21 protein-coding genes are annotated in these 20,560 nt (G+C 63.5%); 11 read left to right on the top strand and 10 right to left on the bottom strand.

From position 1 onward, the window contains the following. Positions 1–227 precede the first annotated feature (227 nt). Together BDK88_RS12490 and thiC are read right to left on the bottom strand one after the other, a co-directional pair. Positions 228–1,127: a PhzF family phenazine biosynthesis protein gene (locus BDK88_RS12490; protein ID WP_130500711.1), complete on the bottom strand. Its 900-nt coding sequence runs from the start codon at positions 1,125–1,127 to the stop codon at positions 228–230. Between the two features lie 53 nt (positions 1,128–1,180). Further along, positions 1,181–2,629, bottom strand: coding sequence for a phosphomethylpyrimidine synthase ThiC (gene thiC, locus BDK88_RS12485; RefSeq protein ID WP_130500710.1), 1,449 nt, complete (start codon positions 2,627–2,629; stop codon positions 1,181–1,183). A gap of 139 nt (positions 2,630–2,768) precedes the next feature. Between thiC and BDK88_RS12480 the strand changes: the two genes are divergently transcribed. From BDK88_RS12480 to BDK88_RS12460, 5 genes are all read left to right on the top strand, one after another. Continuing rightward, complete coding sequence (locus BDK88_RS12480; protein WP_130500709.1) at positions 2,769–3,467, top strand: phosphoribosyltransferase; 699 nt, start codon at positions 2,769–2,771, stop codon at positions 3,465–3,467. Between the two features lie 176 nt (positions 3,468–3,643). After that, a complete protein-coding gene (locus BDK88_RS12475; RefSeq protein WP_130500708.1) occupies positions 3,644–4,372 on the top strand; it encodes a sporulation protein in 729 nt (242 codons plus the stop codon). Positions 4,373–4,445: 73 nt separating this feature from the next. Further along, positions 4,446–5,306, top strand: a complete 861-nt coding sequence (gene mtnP, locus BDK88_RS12470; protein ID WP_130500707.1) for an S-methyl-5'-thioadenosine phosphorylase — start codon at positions 4,446–4,448, stop codon at positions 5,304–5,306. 133 nt (positions 5,307–5,439) lie between these two features. Continuing rightward, the gene (locus BDK88_RS12465) at positions 5,440–5,676 is read left to right on the top strand and encodes a UPF0058 family protein (RefSeq protein WP_008009447.1); all 237 of its coding nucleotides are present in this window, start codon (positions 5,440–5,442) and stop codon (positions 5,674–5,676) included. A 145-nt stretch (positions 5,677–5,821) separates the two neighbouring features. Beyond that, complete coding sequence (locus BDK88_RS12460) at positions 5,822–6,259, top strand: universal stress protein (RefSeq protein WP_130500706.1); 438 nt, start codon at positions 5,822–5,824, stop codon at positions 6,257–6,259. 11 nt (positions 6,260–6,270) lie between these two features. Here the strand turns inward: BDK88_RS12460 and BDK88_RS12455 are convergent, their stop codons facing one another. Together BDK88_RS12455 and BDK88_RS12450 are read right to left on the bottom strand one after the other, a co-directional pair. Continuing rightward, positions 6,271–6,750: an ATP-binding protein gene (locus tag BDK88_RS12455; protein WP_130500705.1), complete on the bottom strand. Its 480-nt coding sequence runs from the start codon at positions 6,748–6,750 to the stop codon at positions 6,271–6,273. Positions 6,751–6,833: 83 nt separating this feature from the next. After that, positions 6,834–7,889, bottom strand: a complete 1,056-nt coding sequence (locus tag BDK88_RS12450) for a hypothetical protein (RefSeq protein ID WP_130500704.1) — start codon at positions 7,887–7,889, stop codon at positions 6,834–6,836. Positions 7,890–8,104: 215 nt separating this feature from the next. Here BDK88_RS12450 and BDK88_RS12445 point away from each other — a divergent pair, with 215 nt between their 5' ends. Continuing rightward, positions 8,105–8,614 (top strand): FxLYD domain-containing protein, encoded by a 510-nt coding sequence (locus BDK88_RS12445; protein ID WP_130500703.1) that lies wholly within the window; start codon positions 8,105–8,107, stop codon positions 8,612–8,614. 44 nt (positions 8,615–8,658) lie between these two features. Here BDK88_RS12445 and BDK88_RS12440 read toward each other — a convergent pair whose 3' ends face one another. After that, entirely contained in the window at positions 8,659–9,006 is a 348-nt protein-coding gene (locus BDK88_RS12440; protein WP_130500702.1) for a hypothetical protein, read from the bottom strand. A gap of 299 nt (positions 9,007–9,305) precedes the next feature. Continuing rightward, a complete protein-coding gene (locus BDK88_RS12435) occupies positions 9,306–10,130 on the bottom strand; it encodes a PspA/IM30 family protein (RefSeq protein ID WP_130500701.1) in 825 nt (274 codons plus the stop codon). A gap of 112 nt (positions 10,131–10,242) precedes the next feature. Here BDK88_RS12435 and BDK88_RS12430 point away from each other — a divergent pair, with 112 nt between their 5' ends. Together BDK88_RS12430 and BDK88_RS12425 are read left to right on the top strand one after the other, a co-directional pair. Then, positions 10,243–10,851 carry an alpha/beta hydrolase gene (locus tag BDK88_RS12430; RefSeq protein ID WP_130500700.1) on the top strand — a complete coding sequence of 203 codons (609 nt, stop codon included), beginning with the start codon at positions 10,243–10,245 and terminating at the stop codon, positions 10,849–10,851. A 180-nt stretch (positions 10,852–11,031) separates the two neighbouring features. Further along, a complete protein-coding gene (locus BDK88_RS12425; RefSeq protein ID WP_130500699.1) occupies positions 11,032–12,645 on the top strand; it encodes a long-chain-fatty-acid--CoA ligase in 1,614 nt (537 codons plus the stop codon). Positions 12,646–12,839: 194 nt separating this feature from the next. Here the strand turns inward: BDK88_RS12425 and BDK88_RS12420 are convergent, their stop codons facing one another. From BDK88_RS12420 to BDK88_RS12410, 3 genes are all read right to left on the bottom strand, one after another. Further along, a complete protein-coding gene (locus BDK88_RS12420; RefSeq protein WP_130500698.1) occupies positions 12,840–14,693 on the bottom strand; it encodes an ATP-binding protein in 1,854 nt (617 codons plus the stop codon). 57 nt (positions 14,694–14,750) lie between these two features. After that, positions 14,751–15,533 carry a cohesin domain-containing protein gene (locus tag BDK88_RS12415; RefSeq protein WP_130500697.1) on the bottom strand — a complete coding sequence of 261 codons (783 nt, stop codon included), beginning with the start codon at positions 15,531–15,533 and terminating at the stop codon, positions 14,751–14,753. A gap of 135 nt (positions 15,534–15,668) precedes the next feature. Beyond that, a complete protein-coding gene (locus BDK88_RS12410) occupies positions 15,669–16,298 on the bottom strand; it encodes a DUF7344 domain-containing protein (RefSeq protein WP_130500696.1) in 630 nt (209 codons plus the stop codon). A 348-nt stretch (positions 16,299–16,646) separates the two neighbouring features. Between BDK88_RS12410 and BDK88_RS12405 the strand changes: the two genes are divergently transcribed. Further along, the gene (locus BDK88_RS12405; RefSeq protein ID WP_130500695.1) at positions 16,647–16,982 is read left to right on the top strand and encodes a DUF7113 family protein; all 336 of its coding nucleotides are present in this window, start codon (positions 16,647–16,649) and stop codon (positions 16,980–16,982) included. 19 nt (positions 16,983–17,001) lie between these two features. Here BDK88_RS12405 and BDK88_RS12400 read toward each other — a convergent pair whose 3' ends face one another. Next, positions 17,002–18,279, bottom strand: coding sequence for a DNA double-strand break repair nuclease NurA (locus BDK88_RS12400; RefSeq protein WP_130500694.1), 1,278 nt, complete (start codon positions 18,277–18,279; stop codon positions 17,002–17,004). Between the two features lie 93 nt (positions 18,280–18,372). Between BDK88_RS12400 and BDK88_RS12395 the strand changes: the two genes are divergently transcribed. Beyond that, entirely contained in the window at positions 18,373–18,669 is a 297-nt protein-coding gene (locus BDK88_RS12395; RefSeq protein WP_130500693.1) for a hypothetical protein, read from the top strand. Between the two features lie 267 nt (positions 18,670–18,936). Further along, complete coding sequence (gpmI, locus tag BDK88_RS12390; protein WP_130500692.1) at positions 18,937–20,514, top strand: 2,3-bisphosphoglycerate-independent phosphoglycerate mutase; 1,578 nt, start codon at positions 18,937–18,939, stop codon at positions 20,512–20,514. Positions 20,515–20,560: the final 46 nt, after the last annotated feature.

Raw genomic sequence — 20,560 nt, 5'->3', positions numbered from 1 at the left:
TCACCAAATAGGGGTTTCCAGTCTACTCGTTGATCGGTGTCAGCGCAGTTATTTCTGCGATGGAAAACAAAAACTAGACTTCGATACGATAGTACCAACACCGATAGACGCCATCGAGATGTGTTTTCGATACCGACTCTCGCAGGCGAGCACCCACCGAGCGATCACGATCGGCGGTCCGTCGGCTACAGCGCGACCACCTGTCGACCGTCCGCTCAGATTCGGACTCAGGCCTCGAGGATGTCGTCCTCTTCGTCGTCGGGGACGACGAGCGAGCCGTCGAGGACGGTCACTCCGCGGCCGCCGACTCGAACCCCGTCATCGAGGCGAACGCGGACCGTGCCCGGCCGGTCGACGTAGTGGCCCTGCTCGAGGCGGAGTTCCTCTGGCAGATCGTCGTCGAACGCGCCAAAGCGGTCGAGATACGCGCTGGTGGCCCCGCTTGCGGTGCCGGTGACGGGATCTTCCGACACGCCAGCACCCGGCGCGAACATCCGGCCGTGCAGCGTCGACGCGCGCTCGAGCGCGTCGAACGTGAAGAGATAGATCCCGGTCGCGTCGACCGCGTCGGTCACCGCCTCGATCGCAGCCATATCCGGCTCGGCGCTGCCGACGTCCGAGAGGTACGTGATCGGGACGATCAGGAAGGGAAGGCCGGTCGAAGCCACCGCTAGCGGAAGGTCGGCGCTCGCCCCCGCGAGTGCAGCCCGGTCGACGCCCAGCGCGTCGGCGACGCGGTCGTAGCCGACGTCGACCTCGCGGATCGTCGGTTCGTCCTGGGTCATCCAGACCGTCCCGTCGGGGTCGACCTCGATTTCGAGGACGCCGACGTTCGTCTCGAGGGTCGTCGTCCCGGGCTCGAGTCCCTCGTCGTGACGGTGTGCGAACGTCCCGATCGTCGCGTGCCCGCAGAGATCGACCTCCTGAGTGGGTGTGAAATAGCGGATTTGATGGTCGGCGCGCTCGCTCGAGCGGAGAAACGCCGTCTCGCTGACCGCCATTTCGGCGGCGATCGCCTGCATCTGCTCTGCCGAGAGCCCGTCGGCGTCCGGTACGACGCCAGCCGGGTTCCCAGTCAACGGTTCGTCGGTAAACGCATCGACCTGCACGACTCGAGTCGTCTCCATACGACGTGGCTCGGTCGACTGGCGTATGAATCCTCGGTCGTCGGACGGCAGCCTCAGTCGTCGCTTGCTTCCTCGACCCCGTCGGCACCCTCGTGGTCCGCCATCGGCGGGAGATCCCCAGACGCATGGGTGCCGACGGGTGGTCGGTTGACTTCGGCCGCGGGCGAGGTCTCGAGATCGGTTCTCTCGCCGTCGTCCTCGAGTGAGTCCATGTCCCCGCTTTCGCGCGCATCCTGGTCGATGCGCATCGAGCAGAACTCCGCGCCACACATCGAGCAGAAGCGGGCCTCCTTGTAGTTGTCACCGGGCAGCGTCTGGTCGTGGAACGACCGGGCGCGGTCGGGATCGAGCGCGAGGTCGAACTGTTCGCGCCAGTCGAACGCGTAGCGGGCTTCCGAGAGGGCGTCGTCCCAGTCGCGTGCGCCAGGGCGTTCGGTGCCCACGTCGGCGGCGTGGGCGGCGATCCGGTAGGACGCAAGGCCGTCGCGGACGTCTTCTTCCTCGGGGAGCCCGAGGTGTTCTTTCGGCGTCACGTAACACAACATCGCGGCACCCGCTTGCGCTGCCATCGCGGCCCCGATGGCGCTGGTGATGTGGTCGTAGCCTGGCGCAACGTCGGTCACCAGCGGGCCGAGGACGTAGAAAGGCGCGCCGTCACAGACTTCTTGTTGGCGCTCGACGTTCTCGGCGACCTTGTGCATCGGGACGTGGCCCGGCCCCTCGACCATCACCTGGACGCCGTGGTCCCAGCCGACGCGCGTGAGTTCCCCCAGTGTGTCGAGTTCGGCGTACTGGGCGTCGTCGCAGGCGTCGGCCAGACAGCCCGGCCGGAGGCTATCGCCGAGGCTGAACGTCACGTCGTGTGCGGCGAAAATTTCGCAGATCTCCGGAAACACCTGATACAGGGGGTTCTGTTCGCCGTGTGCTTCCATCCACGACGCCATAATCGAGCCGCCCCGAGAGACGATGCCCGTCTTCCGGTCGTCGGTCAGCGGTAGGTGTTCCGCGAGGATTCCGGCGTGGATCGTCATATAGTCGACGCCCTGCGTGGCCTGTTTTTCGATGATCTCGAGCAACAACTCTTTCGTGATATCCTCGGGGCGACCGGCCTGCTTGACCGCCTCGTACAGCGGCACCGTCCCGAGTGGCACCGGCGAGTGTTCGACGTGGGCCTCGCGGATCTCGTCTAAGTCACTGCCCGTTCCGAGGTCCATCACTGTGTCCGCGCCGTAGTGGACCGCGGTGTGGAGTTTCTCGAGTTCCGTCTCGAGGTCGCTGGTCGTCTCGCTGTTGCCGATGTTGGCGTTGACCTTGGTTGCGAATTCGCGGCCGATGATCATCGGATCGAGCGCGTCGTGATGCCGGTTGGCCGGGATGACGGCCTGTCCGTCGGCGACCTGCTCGCGAACGAACTCGGGATCGCGGTTCTCTCGCTCGGCAACGCGTTCCATTGCGGGTGTTACCGTCCCTTCACGGGCGGCCTGTAGCTGTGTCTGCGCCATCGATAACTAGGTTGTATCATCTGGTTATAAATAATTGTCTACGGCAGTGAATGACGCAGTCAAACGAGGCCAGTGATTGACGGGCGTTTCAGCCAACTTAAGGGGACCGCGCTCGAGACACCGGGTAGGTGGCCATCAGATGTCCGATCTACCGGACGATTTCGACTGTACCATAACCAACTGGGAGTACATTTACGGCCTGTGCCGAGACGTGGCCGACGACGTCCGCGACAACGAATTCGAGCCGGACGTCGTCGTCGCGCTGGCCCGCGGTGGCTGGTTCGCGGGTCGGTGTCTCTGTGACTTCCTCGGCTTGGACGACCTGACGAGTCTGAAAATGGAACACTACGTCGGCACCGCCGCGAAGGCCGACGAGCCGACTGTCCGGTATCCGATGCCGGAAGGCAGCGTCGAAGACAAAGACGTGCTCATCATCGACGACATCGCCGACACCGGCGGTTCGATCAGCCACGCCTACGAGTACGTCACGGACCGCGGAGCCAGCGAGGTTCGCACCGCGACCCTGCAACTGCTCGGCACCAGTGAGTTCCAGCCCGACTACGTCGGCGAACGACTCGAGGCGTGGACCTGGGTCGTCTACCCGTGGAACTTCATCGAGGACATGATCGATCTGACCTCGAGTGCCATGGAAAAGGCCGACCAAAAGACGTTCACGAACGAGGAGCTCCGTCACTTCCTCGCAGAGTTCCACGGGATCGACCGCATCGAGATGGAGATTGCCCAGCCCGACCGGCTCCCTGAAGTCCTCGCCGAGATGGAACGACGCGAGGTGCTCGAGTCGACCGGGACCGACGAGTGGACGCTCGCAGGCGAGTAGGCCTCGCAGCCAGCCTTGCCACACTTCTGCCGGGCGCGATACTGGCGACGACCAGCCAGTGCTCGCTCGTTCGAGGTGGTCGACAGGATAACCGTCCGATATCGTGAGCAACGATCAGTACTCGCGAGTGTCAACAAGACAAGTATTTATGGACTGGCTGTGACTGTTCTCGACGTATGAAGCGAGTCCTCACGAGTCTCGGCATCGGTGCGGCGACGGTCGATACGGTTCTCCCAACGACGCTCACGGCCGGCGAATCCGTCGACGCACGCGTCGACGTCACCGGCGGCAACGACAGCCAGGAGGTCGATGGGATCTACTTCGCGCTCGAGACGCGCTACGAGACCGACGATAGCACGGGCACGGCGAAGATCGACACGTTCCGTCTCGCGGACTCGTTTACGATCGAGCCAGACGAGGAGCGGAGTTTTACCGTCTCGGTCGACGTCCCATATCACACGCCCGTCACACTGGGGAAAACGAAGGTCTGGCTCGACACCGGGCTCGACATCGACTGGGCGGTCGACCCCGACGACCGCGACCCCGTCGAGATCAAGCCAGACCCGCTCCGGCAGGCGCTGTTCGACGCTCTCGAGTCGCTTGGCTTTACGCTCCGATCGGCCAAGTGCGAGGCCACGGAGTCGCTGTTCGCCGACCATCGCTTCGTCCAGGAACTCGAGTTCGTCCCCCGATCGGGGCCGTTCGCGGGCGAACTGGACGAACTCGAGGTCGTCACGCTCCCCGAGGGCGACGGCTTCGACCTGCTGCTCGAGGTCGATCGCCGTGGTGGCCTGCTGACGGAACAGTTCGACCTCGACGAGCAGTACGAGCGACTGTCGCTCATGCCCAGCGAGGAGGCCGACCTTGAGCGGCGGCTGCGAACGGTGATCAAACGGAACTGTTGAGCAGCGAACGCTCGAGCGATGGACGAACCGGTTGTCCGGCAGTATTAGGAGGCTCGTCCGCCCACGTCTCCGTATGACAATCGGCGTCATCGGTGGAAGCGGCATCTACGAGGCACTGCCACTCGAGAACGTCCATCGCGAGCACGTCTCGACACCCTACGGCGAGCCAAGCGACGCGGTTACCATGGGCGAACTTGCCGGCCACGAGGTCGCATTTCTGCCACGTCACGGCGAAGACCACCGGCACCCGCCGACCGACGCGTCCTATCAGGCGAACATCTACGCGCTCAAATCGGTCGGCGTCGATCGGGTGATTTCGACAAATGCGGTCGGGAGTCTCCGCGAGGACCTGCCGCCCCGGACGCTGGTCGTCCCCGACCAGATCTTCGACCGAACCAAACATCGCTCGCCGACGTTCTTCGGCGACGGGATGGTCGTCCACATGGGCTTTGCCAACCCCTACTGTCCGGCACTGGCCTCTCATCTCGTCGATTCGGCCCGCGAGGCGACCGACGTCGACACCAAAGTTGCAGCAGACGGCACTTACGTCTGCATCGAAGGCCCGCAGTTCTCGACGAAGGCCGAAAGCGAGTTCTACCGCGCGCAGGGCTGGGATATCATCGGCATGACCGCCATTCCCGAGGCCAAACTCGCCCGCGAAGCGGAACTGAGCTACGCCACCATCGCCGGCGTCACCGACTACGACGTCTGGAAATCGGATAACGAGGTCTCCCTCGAGGAGGTCCGCGAAAACGCCGTGGCGAACCGGGAGTCGATCAACGCAGTCGTCGAACACACGATCCGAACGATGCCCGACGACTTCGAAAGCGAAGCCTGGACTGCACTCGAGGGAGCGATCAACACGCCACCGGAGGCGATTCCCGAGGAAACCAGAGCGCGCATCGACCTGCTGGCTGGCGACTACCTCGAGTAAGCCACTCACAATCGGGACGCGACGGAGACAAACATCGACGCGGTATGTTGCTGTCTGTCATACGTCTCGATCGAACAGACACTACAGGAATAGTACAGAGAGAACTAAGAGAAACAATAGTGTGCATTGGCGCGTGAACGCGCAAGAACTCGTCCACCTACACGCATTACTGTTCGAACTCCGGGCGGCGCTCGAGCGAGAGGGGATGGTGGCCGATGACGCATTCGACGCGTACGAGGCGCAGCCGGTTCGGCCACAGCACATCCACCGCTCGAAGGAGGCACACGAAACTGCGATCGGCCTGCTACTGGACGGGCTCGGGCAGTCCGTCCGAATCCATCCGCCGCCGGAACATGTGTCGGCTTCGTGATGTTAGACGGCGGCTGCGGGTTCGATCGGGCTCACGAATTCCCGGGGTACCCGCAGGGACGTCGCGGCTATCCAGAAAATTGACTGACAGCAGACCGTCTGAACGGGTGGGCAAGGATTACCCATTTCGGCGTCGTGTGGGACGTATGGACGAGCCACATGACTTCGACGACATTCTCGTGCCGACTGACGGCAGCAACGCCGCTCGCAACGGGGCAAACCAGGCGATCAAGTTCGCACAGCGAAACGACGCGACGCTGCACGTCCTGTACGCGATGGATATGGGTGATGCCGACTACGTCGCGGTGCCAAGCGATATCAGACAGACGCGACGTCGACTCGAGAAGAAAGGCCAGACGTTCGTCTCGGAGATCGAAGACCTCGCTGCCGATGCCGACGTCTCGTGTGTCACGGCTGTCAAGTCGAACACGCCGGTCGAGGCCATCACTGAATACGTCGACGAACACGATATCGACCTCGTGGTCATGGGGAAACGCGGGCGCTCCGATCCCGACAAGCCACTGTTGGGCTCGATCACCAACCGCGTCATCGGCTCACTCGACGTCCCCGTGTTCACTGCCTGACCCGGCGTCGGTCAGGAGAGACGGTTCTCGGCCGGTGGCGCTGCGTTGTGCTCGCCCCACGTTTCGATCGCCGTCACGATCCGATCGACAGCGACGGTGGGCCCACATTGGTCGGTATCGATCTCGAGATCGGCGTCGGGGGCCTCGAACTCCCGGTAGACGACGTGGACGCCCTGTTCCGAGATCGAATCGCCCCGACGCCGATTGCGCTCGAGGCAGGTCTCGAGGCTCGCAGTCACGTGGACGAACCGCACGTCGCCGAGGGTGCGAAACTGCGTCTGCCATTTGCGACGGTAGAACGTCCCGTCGACGAGCGTCACGCCGGCTGCAGGGGCCGAACCGGCCTGTTCGGCCAGTTGCTCGTAGGTCCGACTCGAGAAGTCGTCGGAGTGGTAGAGTCGCACTGGAACGTCCCGCTCCGCGAGGCGGTCACGGACGCGGGTTGCGATGGTGGTTTTTCCGACACCCGGCGGCCCGCAGATGACGATCACAACCGTCGATAGGGGTCGCGGCCATACGAATGAGTCGGTCCGTCGGCTCGTGGACAGCTACGGCACCGCGAGAGAAGCCGTGATCACCGATCCCGGTCGTGGCCATACCCCACGTCGAACGGGCCCGCGTTGGGGTCCTTTTGTGGGACCATCGGGCCGACGGACGCGGTTCGCCGTGTGATGGTCGCGGTCCGGAGAATGTAGGACGCGAGCAGGGCAAGCGGCAAGAGGACGACGAGAAAGAGCACGCTCACGACGTACGGAAGCATGGCGGCGCTGACGCTTGGCCCAGTGACGTCGGCGTATAGCAACCCGATGAGGATCGCGGACAGGATCGATGGCACGCCACAGTAGACCGTGAGCTGGGAAAAGCGCGTGAGTTCCTGCTGTAGGTACGTCGTCTTGAACTGCTCTCGAGCCACGTGAAACAGTTTCAGAGAATGGATCAGGTCGTCAAGTCGCTCGGCAGCGGCTGGTGACAGCGAGTCGGCGTACTCGCCGCGCAGATGGGTGCCGACGTACAAGTGCCAGGACTCGTCGTACGTAATCGCCGCCGAAACGGCAGTGAACGCGTCCGAGTCGGCACTGCTGATTCGGTCGTCGATTCGGTTCGTCCGCTCTTGGACACCGTTCGTGTACCGGCTGACCGTCTCGGAGAACTCGTTGTCGTGATCCCCGACCGCATCGGCGAATGCCGTCGCGTCGTGATGAATCGATTCGAGCAGCAGTCCGAGGACCCGCGTGGGGGCTGCCGGGCTCGCGGGGACGGCCGCGTCGTCCGCGATGGTCCGGCGGAACTCGATGACGTTCTCGAGTCGGTCGCGAGCGCGGCCCGCTGCGCTGAACTCCTGGGAGAGGATGAGCTGGTTGACCGAGACGACCAGCGTCACGAGCGAGAACGTCCCCGCAATCATACCGCTTGCCACGCGCGTCACGGCGTTCGGGTTGACGAAGGTGATGACGCCGAGTTCGTACAAGACGGTGACCACCGCAAAAACGGCTAGCAAGACGATCGCGGCGACGGATAACCGATTTCCGTCGACCAGCATCCACTCCCGGAACCGCGTCAACACTCCCCCACGGGTACCGATATCGGCCCCGTACGACTCGAGCGTCTCGTCGGTTTCGGCAGAGCCCATAGTCACACGTCCCACCGACCCGGCAATAAGGGCCTGCGTTGCACATCGCCACACGCCGGTGCTAAACGGACGGGTGCGCTCGACGAGGTTGCCGGCAGTCCGTCCACCCACGGACGAGCACAGCCGCTTCAAGGCCCACACTGAAATGGGTCCGTGGCGTCGCTCCGACACATGTACCGTGACGGAACTCCCTTGCAGACGAACGCGCGACGGCAATGAGCCGCCCGGAGTCGATGAGCCGACGGCGGGTACTCGCGACAGTAGGGACCGGGGTCGCGGCCGCAGCCGCCGGCTGTCTCGGAAGCGGCGACCTCGGCGGTCAGCCGACCTACGAGGACGGCACTGTCAGCGGCATCAACGCGAGCAACGTCTCCAATCGATCGGCAACACAGCTGTCCGCGGCAGCGGCACTCGCCCAGCAACAACCCAGCGACTCGGTGACGCCACTCGAGCCGCTCTCGCTGCGCGACCACGAGTTCGTCGTCGAGGGCGGCTATCTCGGGTCGACCATTCAGGGGACCGTCGAAAACACGGGCTCAAGCCGGATTCAGACCGTCGAAGTGCGGACGCGTGTCTACGACGACGACGAGAGCATGCTCGGCCGCTATCTCGCCAGCACCGGCGATCTTACCGGTGGCTCGAGGTGGGCCTTCCAGGTGATCGTCCTCGAGTCACCGGTCGCCGTCGCCAGCTACGATATCGCCGTTCTCGGAACCCCCTCGTGACGGCGGGTCGGCGACGCCGGACAGCCAGCCGGGCTACTCGACGGCTACTCGACGAGAGTCTCGTGTAGTCTCTCGTCGATCTCGTCGTAGACCGTCGTCTCGGAGACAGCGAGGGTATACGCTGGTCGGCCCTTGCCCGTCGGCGACGTCGCCGACTGGTGAATCTCGTTGACGAGGTCTTCGTCCTCGAGTTGGTACAGCGAACGGATGATGTCGGCCTCTGAGATCGTGCCGATGACTTCCGTCTCGACATCGGCGAGTCGCTCCTGACAGTGTTTCCGAAGATCATGTGTCTGAACTGGCGTTTCGTTCTGGCGGGCGAGTTCGGCGACGGTAAGCAGGACTGCCTGATTCGTCAGCGTGATTGACTCGAACGGTGACTCGTCACTCATAGACGACAGTTCTACACGGACATTGGTAACAGTTACCCCAAATCACAGCAAGCGGTCGGCGTACTGATCGTCACTGACATCCGATTGCGCGGACTGTCCTGTGATCGATGTGGACATCGTTGCAAGAGATGGTACGCCGATTTCAGTGGAATGGAGCCAGTATCGACACCCTGTGGCTGGTAGCGAGTATGATGGCTGAGAGAAGCCAGTACCGGACGTATCCGATCGCCTGTCACTGGATCCCGGCAGGGTCCGCGGCGAGTCGCTGACGTGCCGGCATTGCGTGACAGTCGTCTATGTCAGGCTTGGTCGTCGTCCTGCAGCTCCGCAAGCTCCGCTTCGACGTCTTCCTGATCGTCGCTCTCGAGGTCCGTCCGGTCCACCTCGTCGCTCTCGCTTGCGGTGTCGGTCGCCGGTTCGGCCTCACTCTCCCCGACCTCGGATTTGAGCGTCTCGAGTTCGGCTTCGACGCCGCTGTCGGTCGACAGTTGCTCGAGTTCGCGGTCGATCGTGTCCTTATCGGACATGACATCCTCGAACGCACCCGACTCGTGGAGTTCGTCGAGGGCAGCGGCGCGGGCTTCCATATCTTCAGTCTGTTCCTCGGCGCGTTCGATAGCGCGGCCGACATCCTCGAACTCCTCGCCTGTCGCGGTCATCGCCTCCGAGACCGTCGAACTGGCTTTTGCGGCCTCGTGGCGGGCTTTCATCGTCTCTTTTTTCGTGCGGAACTCCTCGATGCGCCGCTGGAGTTCGTTTTTCTGCTCGACCAGCCGGTCTTGCTGGTTTTGCAGGTCCGAGATTTGGCCCTCTAAGTCCTCGATCTGGTTCATCTTCGTCTTCTTTTTCTCTAGGGCGCGTCGTGCTAGATCCTCTCGGTCCTGCTGGACCGCCGTGCGTGCCTGCTGGTTGTGTTTCTCGACGTTTTCCTCGAGCCGGCGTTTCTGCATCTCGAGGCGCTTTTTCTGCGTGGTGAGATCGGCGATGCCGCGTTTGACCTGCTGGAGCTGGTCACGCATCTGCTCATACGAATAGTCCAGCGTTTCGGTCGGATCCTCGGCCCGGTTGAGTACCGAGTTGAGTTTCGACCGGATGACGTAGGAAGCCCGAGAGAGGATGCCCATATTCGCTACGTATCGCTCCTGACCCTTAAAAATGTCACTTCGGGAATATTCCATGTCGAACCGGCTGTCCCAGCGCGCCGGGTTGATTACCGAGCGTCGTGATGGCCCACCCATGACGAACGTAGTGCTTCCCGGCAGCCGCGACGTGCGCGGGACACTCGAGAAACCGGACGGCGATCCACGGGCGATCGTCGTCGCTTGCCCGCCACATCCACAACAGGGCGGCTCGCGGAGTGATCAGCGCCTCGTCGCTGTCAGCGACGCCCTGCGTGATGCTGGCATTGCCTGTTTGCGCTTCGATTACGGCCCGTGGGACGAGGGCTATGGCGAGCGCGCAGACGTACGGAATGCCGTCCGGTGGGCTCGCGAGACGTACGATGAGCGTCCGGTCGGCGTCTTTGGCTACAGCTTCGGCGCGACGCTTGCGGTGCTCGCGGCAGCCGCGGTCGGCCCTGACGCGGTTGCCGTCCTCGCACCGACAGCACGTCTGGCTGACGACCTCGACGCGCTCGAGGCCATCGACTCGCTCGAGACCCCCGTCCACGTTCTGTATGGCACGCGAGATACGACCGCCGACTGGGAGCCGATCGTCGAGCGCGCGCGAGGTCGTGGCGACGAAATAACCGCCCTCTCGGCCGATCATTTCTTCCTCGGCGCGGATGCCGACATCGCGAGGGCGGTTCGGTCGTTTTTCGAGCGAACACTGCTCGAGTCGGCGTAGCACGACCGAGACAGTCACAGACAACCGCTACGCGTCTCGATCGGTCTCGAGACGACGTGTCGGGAACAGGAAAAAGATGTCAGACAAAAATTACAGTGATTGGTACGCATCAAATTGCTGTACTGAAACACGGGATGACTCCATAAAGAATATTATAATCAATGTTCGATGACGGGGTATATGGAAGTCCCACTGTTGGTGACCGATTTCCTCGACCGAGCGCGCAAGTACTACGGCGACGAAGAAGCGATCGTCGCGACGACGGGTGAGCGGTTCACGTACGAGGAGTTCGGCGACCGAGCCGACCGCCTCTCGACGGTGCTACAAGAGCGTGGCATCGAGAAGGGCGACCGCGTGGCCGTTCTCGACCCTAACACCCACTACCAGCTCGAGTCTGCCTACGGGATCATGCAACTCGGCGCGATCCACACGCCGCTGAACTACCGGCTGACTCCCGAGGACTACGAGTACCTGCTCAACGACTCTGGCACGAAAGCGATCATCGCTGACTACGAGTACGCCGACAAGATCGAAGCAATCCGTGACGACGTCCCGACGGAGATCTTCATCACGAACGACGCTGACGAAGTCGAGGGCGACTGGGAGGACTTCGACGACCTCATCGCGGACGTCGAGCCCGACTACGAGCGCCCCGAGATGAGCGAAGACGACGTCATCACGATCAACTACACCTCCGGGACGACCGGCGACCCGAAAGGCGTCATGCGGACCCACCGCACCGAGTCGCTGCACGCCCAGCTCGTGACGATCCACCACGAGATCAGCGACGACGACGTCTACCTCTGGACCCTGCCGATGTTCCACGTCAACGGCTGGGGCCACATCTACGCCATCACGGGTATCGGCGCGAAACACGTCTGTACCCGCGGCGTCGACGCCGAGGAAATCTTCCAGCAGATCAACGACGAAGACGTCTCGTTCCTCTGCTGTGCGCCGACGGTGCTCAGCATGCTCGACGAGTACTACGAGGAGAACGACGTTTCCACCGAGGGCGACAACCCGATGCGCGTCACCGCCGCCGGTGCCGCGCCGCCGGAAAGCGTCATCCGAACCGTCGAAGAGACGTTCGGCTGGCACTTCCGCCAGCTCTACGGTGCGACCGAGACCGGCCCGCTCATCGGCACCTCCGCGACCCGTCGCCTGATCGACGAGGACAGCGAAGAGCGCTTCGGCCTCAAAAAGCGCCAGGGCATCGCCCCGCTGGCCACCGAGATCGAAGTCGTCGACGACGACGGCAACGAGGTCCCGTGGGACGACGAGTCCATCGGCGAAATCCTCGTCCGCGGCAACCAGATCATGGAAGGCTACTGGGAGAAACCCGAGGAGACCGACGAAGCGTTCAACGACAAGCGCGAGGGCTGGTTCCACACTGGTGACCTCGCCGTCGTCAACGAGAAGGGCATGCTCTCGATCCAGGACCGCGAGAAAGACATCATCATCTCCGGCGGGGAGAACATCTCGAGCATCGAACTCGAGGACACGCTGTTCGACCACGAGGCAGTCGCCGACGTGGCCGTGATCCCCTCGCCCAGCGAGAAGTGGGGCGAGACCCCGAAGGCGTTCGTCGTGCCGTCGAACGACGACCCACAGAACCCGCCGGTCTCCGAGGACGAGCTGACGGAGTTCACGCGCGAGCGACTCGCCGGCTACAAGGTCGTCCACCGCGTCGAGTTCGTCAACTCCCTCCCGAAGACGGCGACGGGCAAGATCCAGAAATACGAACTGCAGGAACAGGAGTGGGACGAAGAAGAGTCGATGGTCGGGCAGGGATAACGCACGCAAGCACCCTCTGACGATGCGGACGGTCACCGAGTGCGGTCGCGACGACGTCGCGGCCCACCGTGGCCGTTCGTGACTATTTCCTCTCCTCTCAGCAGGCTCGAGTCATAACGACCGCGAGCCGACGGCACGTCACGACGATGACCGATCGGCTGTGAGATCGTCCAGCGCGCTCGAGCGTTCCGGCCTCAATCCCGCCCGTGTCGCGTCAGACACGTCGGCAGGCCGATCAGCTCGACCGGCTCCGAATTGTCGGGCGAGTAGACGACCATCTGGCCTTTCTCCATGTAGGGGACCTTCGACTCGAGGTTACTCGGAATATTCACGCTCTTGATGGCGTCCTCGTCGCCGAGATTCAACACGATGGTCGTGTTGATCTGTTTGAAGACGGCATCGTGGATGTCCTGGGGGTCCTGTGTAATGAGAAAGAGGCCGAGTCGCTCCTTGCGGCCCTGTTTGGCGGCCTCGGTGAATTTGGTAATGACTTTCCCCGCCTGGACGCTGTCGGCGTCAGTCAGGAAGTTGTGGGCCTCGTCCATCCCCAACACGAGCGGCGTCTCCTTGATTCGGTCGTAGGTCGGATCGTTCGAGAGCTTCTGGTCGATCAACAGCGACGAGACCGCGAGGACGATGGTTTCGGTCGCCCGAGTGTCATTTATGTGGTAGGTTGGGACCACGGTGAGCCCGCCGGGCCGGACGAACTCGTGGACCAACTCCGTAATTGGCCGGGCATCCTGGTCGAAGACGTGGCCGAAGCCGAGGACGCGCCGGCGCACGGCGTCGAACGTCGCCTCGTGGACGCGGCCGGACTCGTCGAGTTCCTCACGCAGTGCGGGATCGTCGAGGAACGAGGTGAACTCCTCGTAGGTGCCAGCCTCGCCGTACTGGTTCCGGAACCGCGGCAGGAGAACGCTGACGAGCGCGCCGTACTGGTTGTCGTTCAATCCGCTGCCCGCGACCAGCCACGGGTTGTCATGGACCATCGAGAAGGGGATCGTGAACTCGACCTGCTTCGCGCGGTGGTGGCCCGCCGCGTACGACGCCGAGCCGACTTTCGGGACGAACGCCGTCGTATCGGAGACGCCGCCGTAAGCGATCCCCTCACGCTCGAGGCGGCGCGCGAAGTCGCTGTCCAGGTCGGGGTTGTCGTCGTGCATCTGGGCGTACTCGTCCTGTGGGTCGAACTGGACGACAGCGGGTTGCACTGTGCGACCGTCGGCCATCGGATACGTGCGCTCGTCGGCGAGATATTGCCGCAGGATGTTCTTCGCCCCGTGGGTCTTCCCCGAGCCTGTCCCGCCGGCGATCAGCGTGTGTCGGAAGACGAGCGGATCACCCGCCTCGTAGTCGTCTTTCAGCCGGTAATCGATCGTCGGCGGGGACGCTGCCGTCCGGACCTTTTCGCCGCCGACGGAAAGATGGCCCAGAAAGACGCCATCCTCTGGCATCTTCAGCCCGGTCTTGATCGCCTCGGTGTCGTCGGCCTGCCGGATCACGGTCTGGGGCTTCGGCACGCGGTCGGTCATCCGGCGCTTCAATTCGCCGTCATCATCGTAAAGGACGGCGACGGGCTCGAGGGTCGCGACGAACTTGTAGTCGGATTCGTCGATGCCATCGGAGCGCATCGCTCGCCGGGCGTGAATCTCCGTCGCGTCGTCGGCGTGGTACTGCTGGGCGTACTCGAGTCCCGTAATCCGACAGAACAGCGTCTCACCGTCGGGATAGGGCGCGAGCAGGTAGCTCCCGATGCGGATCGATGATCGATTGCCGCGGGTGATGTAGGCCTGCAGGGTCGTATCGTCGCCGTCTTCGGCGATACGCAGTCCCTGGGAGACACAGAGCGCACCGATGCCGACGTCGTCGCCACTGGGCTCGACCGGCGTCGACTCGAACGCGTCGCTCGAGCCGTCGGTCGTCGAACTCGCAGTCGACGGCTCGTCAGTTCCTGTCGATGCCGTCGACGAGTCGGTTGCATTGGTCGCCGATCCCTCGTCAGCATCGGCGTCGGCGTCGAAATCGCCGAAGTCTCCCAGATCAGTCATATGGGGTTCATCCGTCCCATCCCTAAAACGCGTTTCCCTCCAGCCGGGCGGACTCTCTCAGCGCAAACTGGTTCGACCGATCCACAGCGCCCCCGCGGCAACAGACACGGCCACTAGCGCGAGTCCGGCCGTAAAGCCTGGAGTCGGCACTCCACCGGCATCCGCCCCGTCGTCGCTCGAGTCATTCGTCGCATCCGTCTCATCGAACTCGAGCGCCAGGTCGTCGGGATCGGTGTGATTGTACGACTCGAGGGATTCGTTGCCGCCGGCGATGGCAATCGTCGCGGACTCGTCGACGAGCGCGCTCATATAGTCACCAGTGAGGTCGACCGTACTCTCGGCAAACGAAATCGTCGTCGTGCCGGCAGGTGCATCCGCAGTAACGGTGACTGTCAGTGTTGCGATTGTGCCACTCCCGGCTGTCCCCCCAGCGACCGGCTCGCGACGCTGTTCGATGACCGTCGTCCCCTGCTCGTTGGCGATCGCCGTCGCCGTATGGACCTCGGCTTTCTCACCCTCGAGCCACGGGCCTCGTTCGATATCAGTCACCTCGAGGTAGTCCGGGTGATACTGTGCGATCACGGTCACTGCGCTGACGCCTTCGCCGCCGTGACCGCCCTGACTCCAGAGGGAGAGATCGATCGTGATCGTCTCGCCGGGTGTGGCGTTGACTGTCATCGGCTCCGGGGAGAGGATCGCGACCTGATCGATCGCGACGGCCGTCCCCGCGACGCTGGCTATCGAAAGCGCGAGCAAAACGGCGGCTCCAATGACGACGACAGCTCTGCGACCGTCGCTCGCTATGCCATCGCGGCCGGCGTCTGCGCGTGGCACCGTCATTCCTGTCTCGTGCGTACGATGCTCACCGGGAACACTCTTGTCGTTACCGGCGCGGCGACCCACAGGCGGCAACCGATGGGACGGACGACCACACTATCGACGCGAAAACGGGAACAACTGGGACGCTGCCGGCGACTACTGGACGATCGAGACGCTGTCGTCGTACCGCGTTATCAGCTTCGAGTCGTGATCGTAGCTGATAACGCCGACGTCGGCCATCGCGGGGAGATGAGAATGGTGCAGTGCGATCGCCGCGCGGTCGCCGTCGCAAAACGGTCCGCCGGTGCATGCGCTGAGCTGCGTCGCGAGTTGCTCGAGCGAGAGCGGTCGGTCGTTCGCTTCGAGCACGGAGAGAATACGCATCCGGACTGGATCGACGAGCGTTTCGAGCAGTTTTTCGGCGTTTTCGTCCTCACAGGCCTCGAGAAAGATCGAGAGGTCAGTAGGACGTACCGGCGGTTCGTCGACGAGTACGATACCAGTGTCGGTCCGGTCGATGATCCCGGCGTCCTCGAGTCGTGGCAGGTGATTGTGAACGAGGCTGATCCGCACGTCGTGTCGTGCCTGCCCGGTCGGGATCTCCGAGTTCATCCGGTCGATCAGTGCCGTCGTCAGGTCCGACAGGGACAGTCGTGTTTGCCGGCTGCCGAGAATCTCGAGAACGCGAAGCCGGCGTGGATGACGAAGGATTTCGTAACACTCCGCCGGGACGTTAACGAGCGGCCCAGGGGTGATATCGTCGCCGATGTGAGCGTCCGAAGTCATTGTCCTTAGCAATCCATGCAAGGGGCATAAGACCAGTTCCAAAAGAATTTGGGTCGTGAATGCGCCAGTACTCCGGTATCCGCTCCGTAACGTGCTGAACCGCTCGCGAACACCAGATAATGGAAATTTCCATTGGAATTTGTCCAGTGGTTTCCGATCGCGTGAGCCGACACGGGAGTCGTTCCGCGTGCGTCTCGCCGGTGCAGACGGGTCAGCAGAATCATGCCGTACCCGAGACGAGAGCCGTCGGTCGTCGCCACGACTGTCATACCGCCACGCACTGACCGAACGGCGCGTCTGGACGGAATGAGCGCTGTATTTTTGCGTCCGCGAGGCGTATCAGCAGTCATGCTTCAGGTACGCGGTCGTGCTGGCGGGACGGAGCTCACCGGCACACTGTACGAGCGAGGTGAACGAGCCCCCTCGTTCCGCGGCGCACCGGACGAAGACGCCGCGTACGTCTGGGTTTGTGACGAGTTCTACGAGGTCGATAGCGGGGGGACGACCCAACTCGTCGACGGCCGCGAGGTCAATCTCGCCTTCGAGTCACCGATGCCGCGTGGGTTCGACACCCGCGAACAGGCCCTCGAGGGTGCCAAAGAACACATCCGAACCCAGTTCGCCCGTATCGGGGTCGATCCCGAAGACGTCGATCTCGAGGTCGAGAAAAACGACGCCGAGTGACCGGATCGGCACGACCCGGTCAGTACGGCTGTTCGTCCCAGCGGTGGTCGTCGTAGGTCCGGTCCTGCACGGTGTCGAACTGTGCCTCGAGCGTCTCGCGAAGCGAGGCCTTCTCCGCGTTGCTGATCCGAGCGAGTTCGTCGGCTTTTTCGACGATCGTCGGCGGTCCGTGTGCGACGGCGACGTCCTGTAACAGCTGCATCGTCAATCGCTCGCGTGTCTCCGGGTCCTTCGTGAACGCATAGGGAGCCTCGATTCGATACAACAGGTCGTCGCGCGGATCGTAGACGACGAAGAAGGTGACCTCGTAGGCCTGACGCTCGAGCCGTCGGTCGACCCCGAGTGCATCACCCTCGGCCGACAGCGGTCGATCGACGCCACCGCGCGAGCGGAACCAATTCGTATAGGTCAGCGACGACGTGTCCCGTTCCCAGCGCTCGCCGTCGACGTCGTCGACGTACTCGCCGCGCTCGAGCAGCCGGGTAAACAGCGCCGAATCGTTGGCCCACGGGACGCTCACATCGATCTCTCGGTTGTCCTTTAGCGTCCGCGTGATGACGCGTGTCGCGGGGTTTTTGACGAAGCCGACGAGTGGCACGTCCCGGTCGACGAACGCCTCAACCAGCCGGACGTAGTTCTCGAGGACGGTCGTCGGCCGCGGATCGTCGAGCAGGAAATCGGCGAGGTCGGGGTGCTGATCGGCCCAGCGAAGCAGGCCACGGGGATACAGCGGCCCGTCGAGGACGAGCAGATCAGACACCGCCTCAGCGTGGTCGCGGGCATGAGTACTCTCCGCGAGGTACAGCGCCAGCGCGTGGACAACGCCCTCCGCGAATCGCGGCAGCGGCGGAATCTTGACCGCGCGGCTCCGGCTGTAGCCTTCGTCGAACTTGCCCCACGTCTCGTCGACGGTCATCGTCTCGTCGTTCGAGTGAACCGTCATCACGGTCGTTCGCGACCGGTGGAGGTCGAGATCGCTCGGGGTCGCGCTCATCGCCGCCTGCGCGATATCGATGACGAGCCCGTTTTTGAACGCCGTCGGGTTGATCGTCCCCGCGTCGAGGCCGTGTTCGGTCGGAAACTCGCGGTCGCGCAACGCAACCGCCTCGCAGTCGACCAGCCGCCGCGCCTGCTCGTCGACCGGCTCGAGGACCCGCCGGCCGTCATCAAGCAAAGGATCGAGGAACTCCTCCCAGACGGTCTCGGCGAAGGCGCGACGGTCGCGCTCGTCGGTCCCGGGGTCGATCCGCCTCGCAAGCTGCGCGATACCGTCGAAGTGGACCGGATCGAGCGTCATGACAGAGGGGTCCCGTCCAACCCGCAAAAAGCCAGTGGTCGTGAACGACGCTGATGTTGACTCAGGTCCGTGTAAATTACTATCAGAAAGCGTATGTATGGACGGCTCGAGGCTGGTGATATCTGGATGTCCGAGCGAGAATCGGCGACCGTTACCTCCGACGAGCGTGCGATCAACTGGCGACAGAACGGGTCCGGGATCACCATCTACGAAGCGGGGAATCCCGACGCCTGGATCCGGGCCGACTTCGAGGCCGGCGTCCCGCCGGAACACCGTCTCTTTATGATCTGTGACGAGTGCGGGGCTGTCTTCGCACAGCGAAGTACGCCCGGCAACGCCACCGTCTGTGGCGACTGCGGGACGACGTTCGATCACCCACAGAACGACTGAGACGGTCTGCTGTCAGTCAGTGCTGGCGCACCCATGACACGCCTTGGAGCGTCACAGCTCCCAGTAACAGCAGGCCGTTCGACCACACGACACTGGCCGACTCGAGTCGACTCGTCCACGCGACACGATCGGGCTGGGTCCAACCGCTCAAGCCGAACGACAGAGATACCCCAGTACTGATACGTTGGGGACGAGCGGTCCCTGCAGCCGGCCGCCGCTGACGACGACAACGACAGGTAGTTAGGACATGCCGATTTCCGATCTGGTATGGAAGCTGCGCTGATCGTTCTCGACGGCTGGGGACTCGGTGACGGCGGCAGGGACGCGGTCGACGCGGCCGAAACGCCGGTCTTCGACCGCCTCGCGGAGTCGGGCGCGTACGGCCGGCTCGAGGTCGCCGGTCGACGCGTCGGCCTCCCCGAGGGACAGATGGGAAACAGCGAGGTCGGCCACCTGAACATCGGTGCCGGCCGCGTCGTCTATCAGGAGTACACCCGCATTTCGGACTCCATCGCTGACGGCTCCTTCCGGGAGAACGACGCGATCAACGGGGCGTTCGATCGGGCGCGTGAAAACAATGGCCGAGTTCACTTCGTCGGCCTCGTCAGCGACGGCGGCGTCCACTCCGATCAGGAACACCTCCACGCGCTGATCGAGCTGGCGGCCGACCACGACGTCGAAGCCGTTACCCACGCGATTACCGACGGGCGGGACACCTCGCCGACCGGGGGTCGGGAATACCTCGGGACGCTCGAGGACGTGATCGCCGAGCACGGCACCGGCGACGTGGCGACGGTCTCGGGCCGCTACTACGCGATGGACCGCGACCAGAACTGGGAGCGGACGAAGCGAGCATACGACGCAATCGTCAACCGCGAGGCCGAATGGACCGCCGAGTCAGCCGTCGACGCGGTCGAAGAATCGTACGATCGCGGTGAGACTGACGAGTTCGTCGAGCCGACACTCATTTCGGATCAGCCGGCACTCGAGGACGGCGATGCAGTCGTCTGGTTCAACTTCCGTTCCGACCGGGCGCGACAGCTCACGCGGATGCTTGCGGACATCCGCCCCGAAGACTGGGCCGACGAGTGTGCGACCACTCCACCGGATGCCGAGGTCGTGATGATGACCCAGTACGACAAGACCTTCGACCTCCCCGTGGCCTACCCGCCGAACCAGCCCGAACAGGTGCTCGGAGAGGTGCTGGCCGACGCCGGGAAGACACAGTTACGGATCGCCGAATCCGAGAAGTACGCCCACGTCACCTACTTCTTGAATGGCGGCCGCGAGGTCGAGTTCGACGGCGAGATCCGGAAGATCGTCGAGAGTCCCGACGTGCCGACCTACGACCAGCAACCCGAGATGAGTGCCCCCGAGGTGACCGACACCGCGATCGACACCATCGATTCCGACGACCCGGACGTCCTCGTGTTAAACTACGCCAACCCGGACATGGTCGGTCACACCGGCGACTACGAGGCCGCGATCGAGGCCGTCGAAGCCGTCGACGAACAGCTCGGGCGACTCGTCGACCGGCTCGAGGCCGCCGGCGCACACGTTCTTATCACCGCCGACCACGGCAACGCCGACGACATGGGAACCGAAGCCGATCCACACACGGCACACACGTACAACGAGGTGCCGCTGGTCTATCTCGCGCCAGGAGCGAGGTCGCAAAGCGACCTCGGAGACGCGAACGGGGAGGAACGACCCGTGAGCAACGGGACCGACGGCAGCCGAACCGTCCGCGAGGGCGGCACGCTCGCCGATATCGCGCCGACGATGCTCGAGGCGATCGACCTCGACCAGCCACCCGAGATGACCGGCGAGTCGCTGCTCGAGTGAACGCGTCGGGGGCCGACCGCGGTGTGAAGACGGACTGACAGAAGAG

It is taken from the genome of Natrinema hispanicum, assembly GCF_004217335.1.
In the GTDB taxonomy this organism is placed as follows: Archaea; Halobacteriota; Halobacteria; order Halobacteriales; family Natrialbaceae; genus Natrinema; species Natrinema hispanicum.
This window is presented reverse-complemented; position numbering and strand designations above follow the sequence as displayed.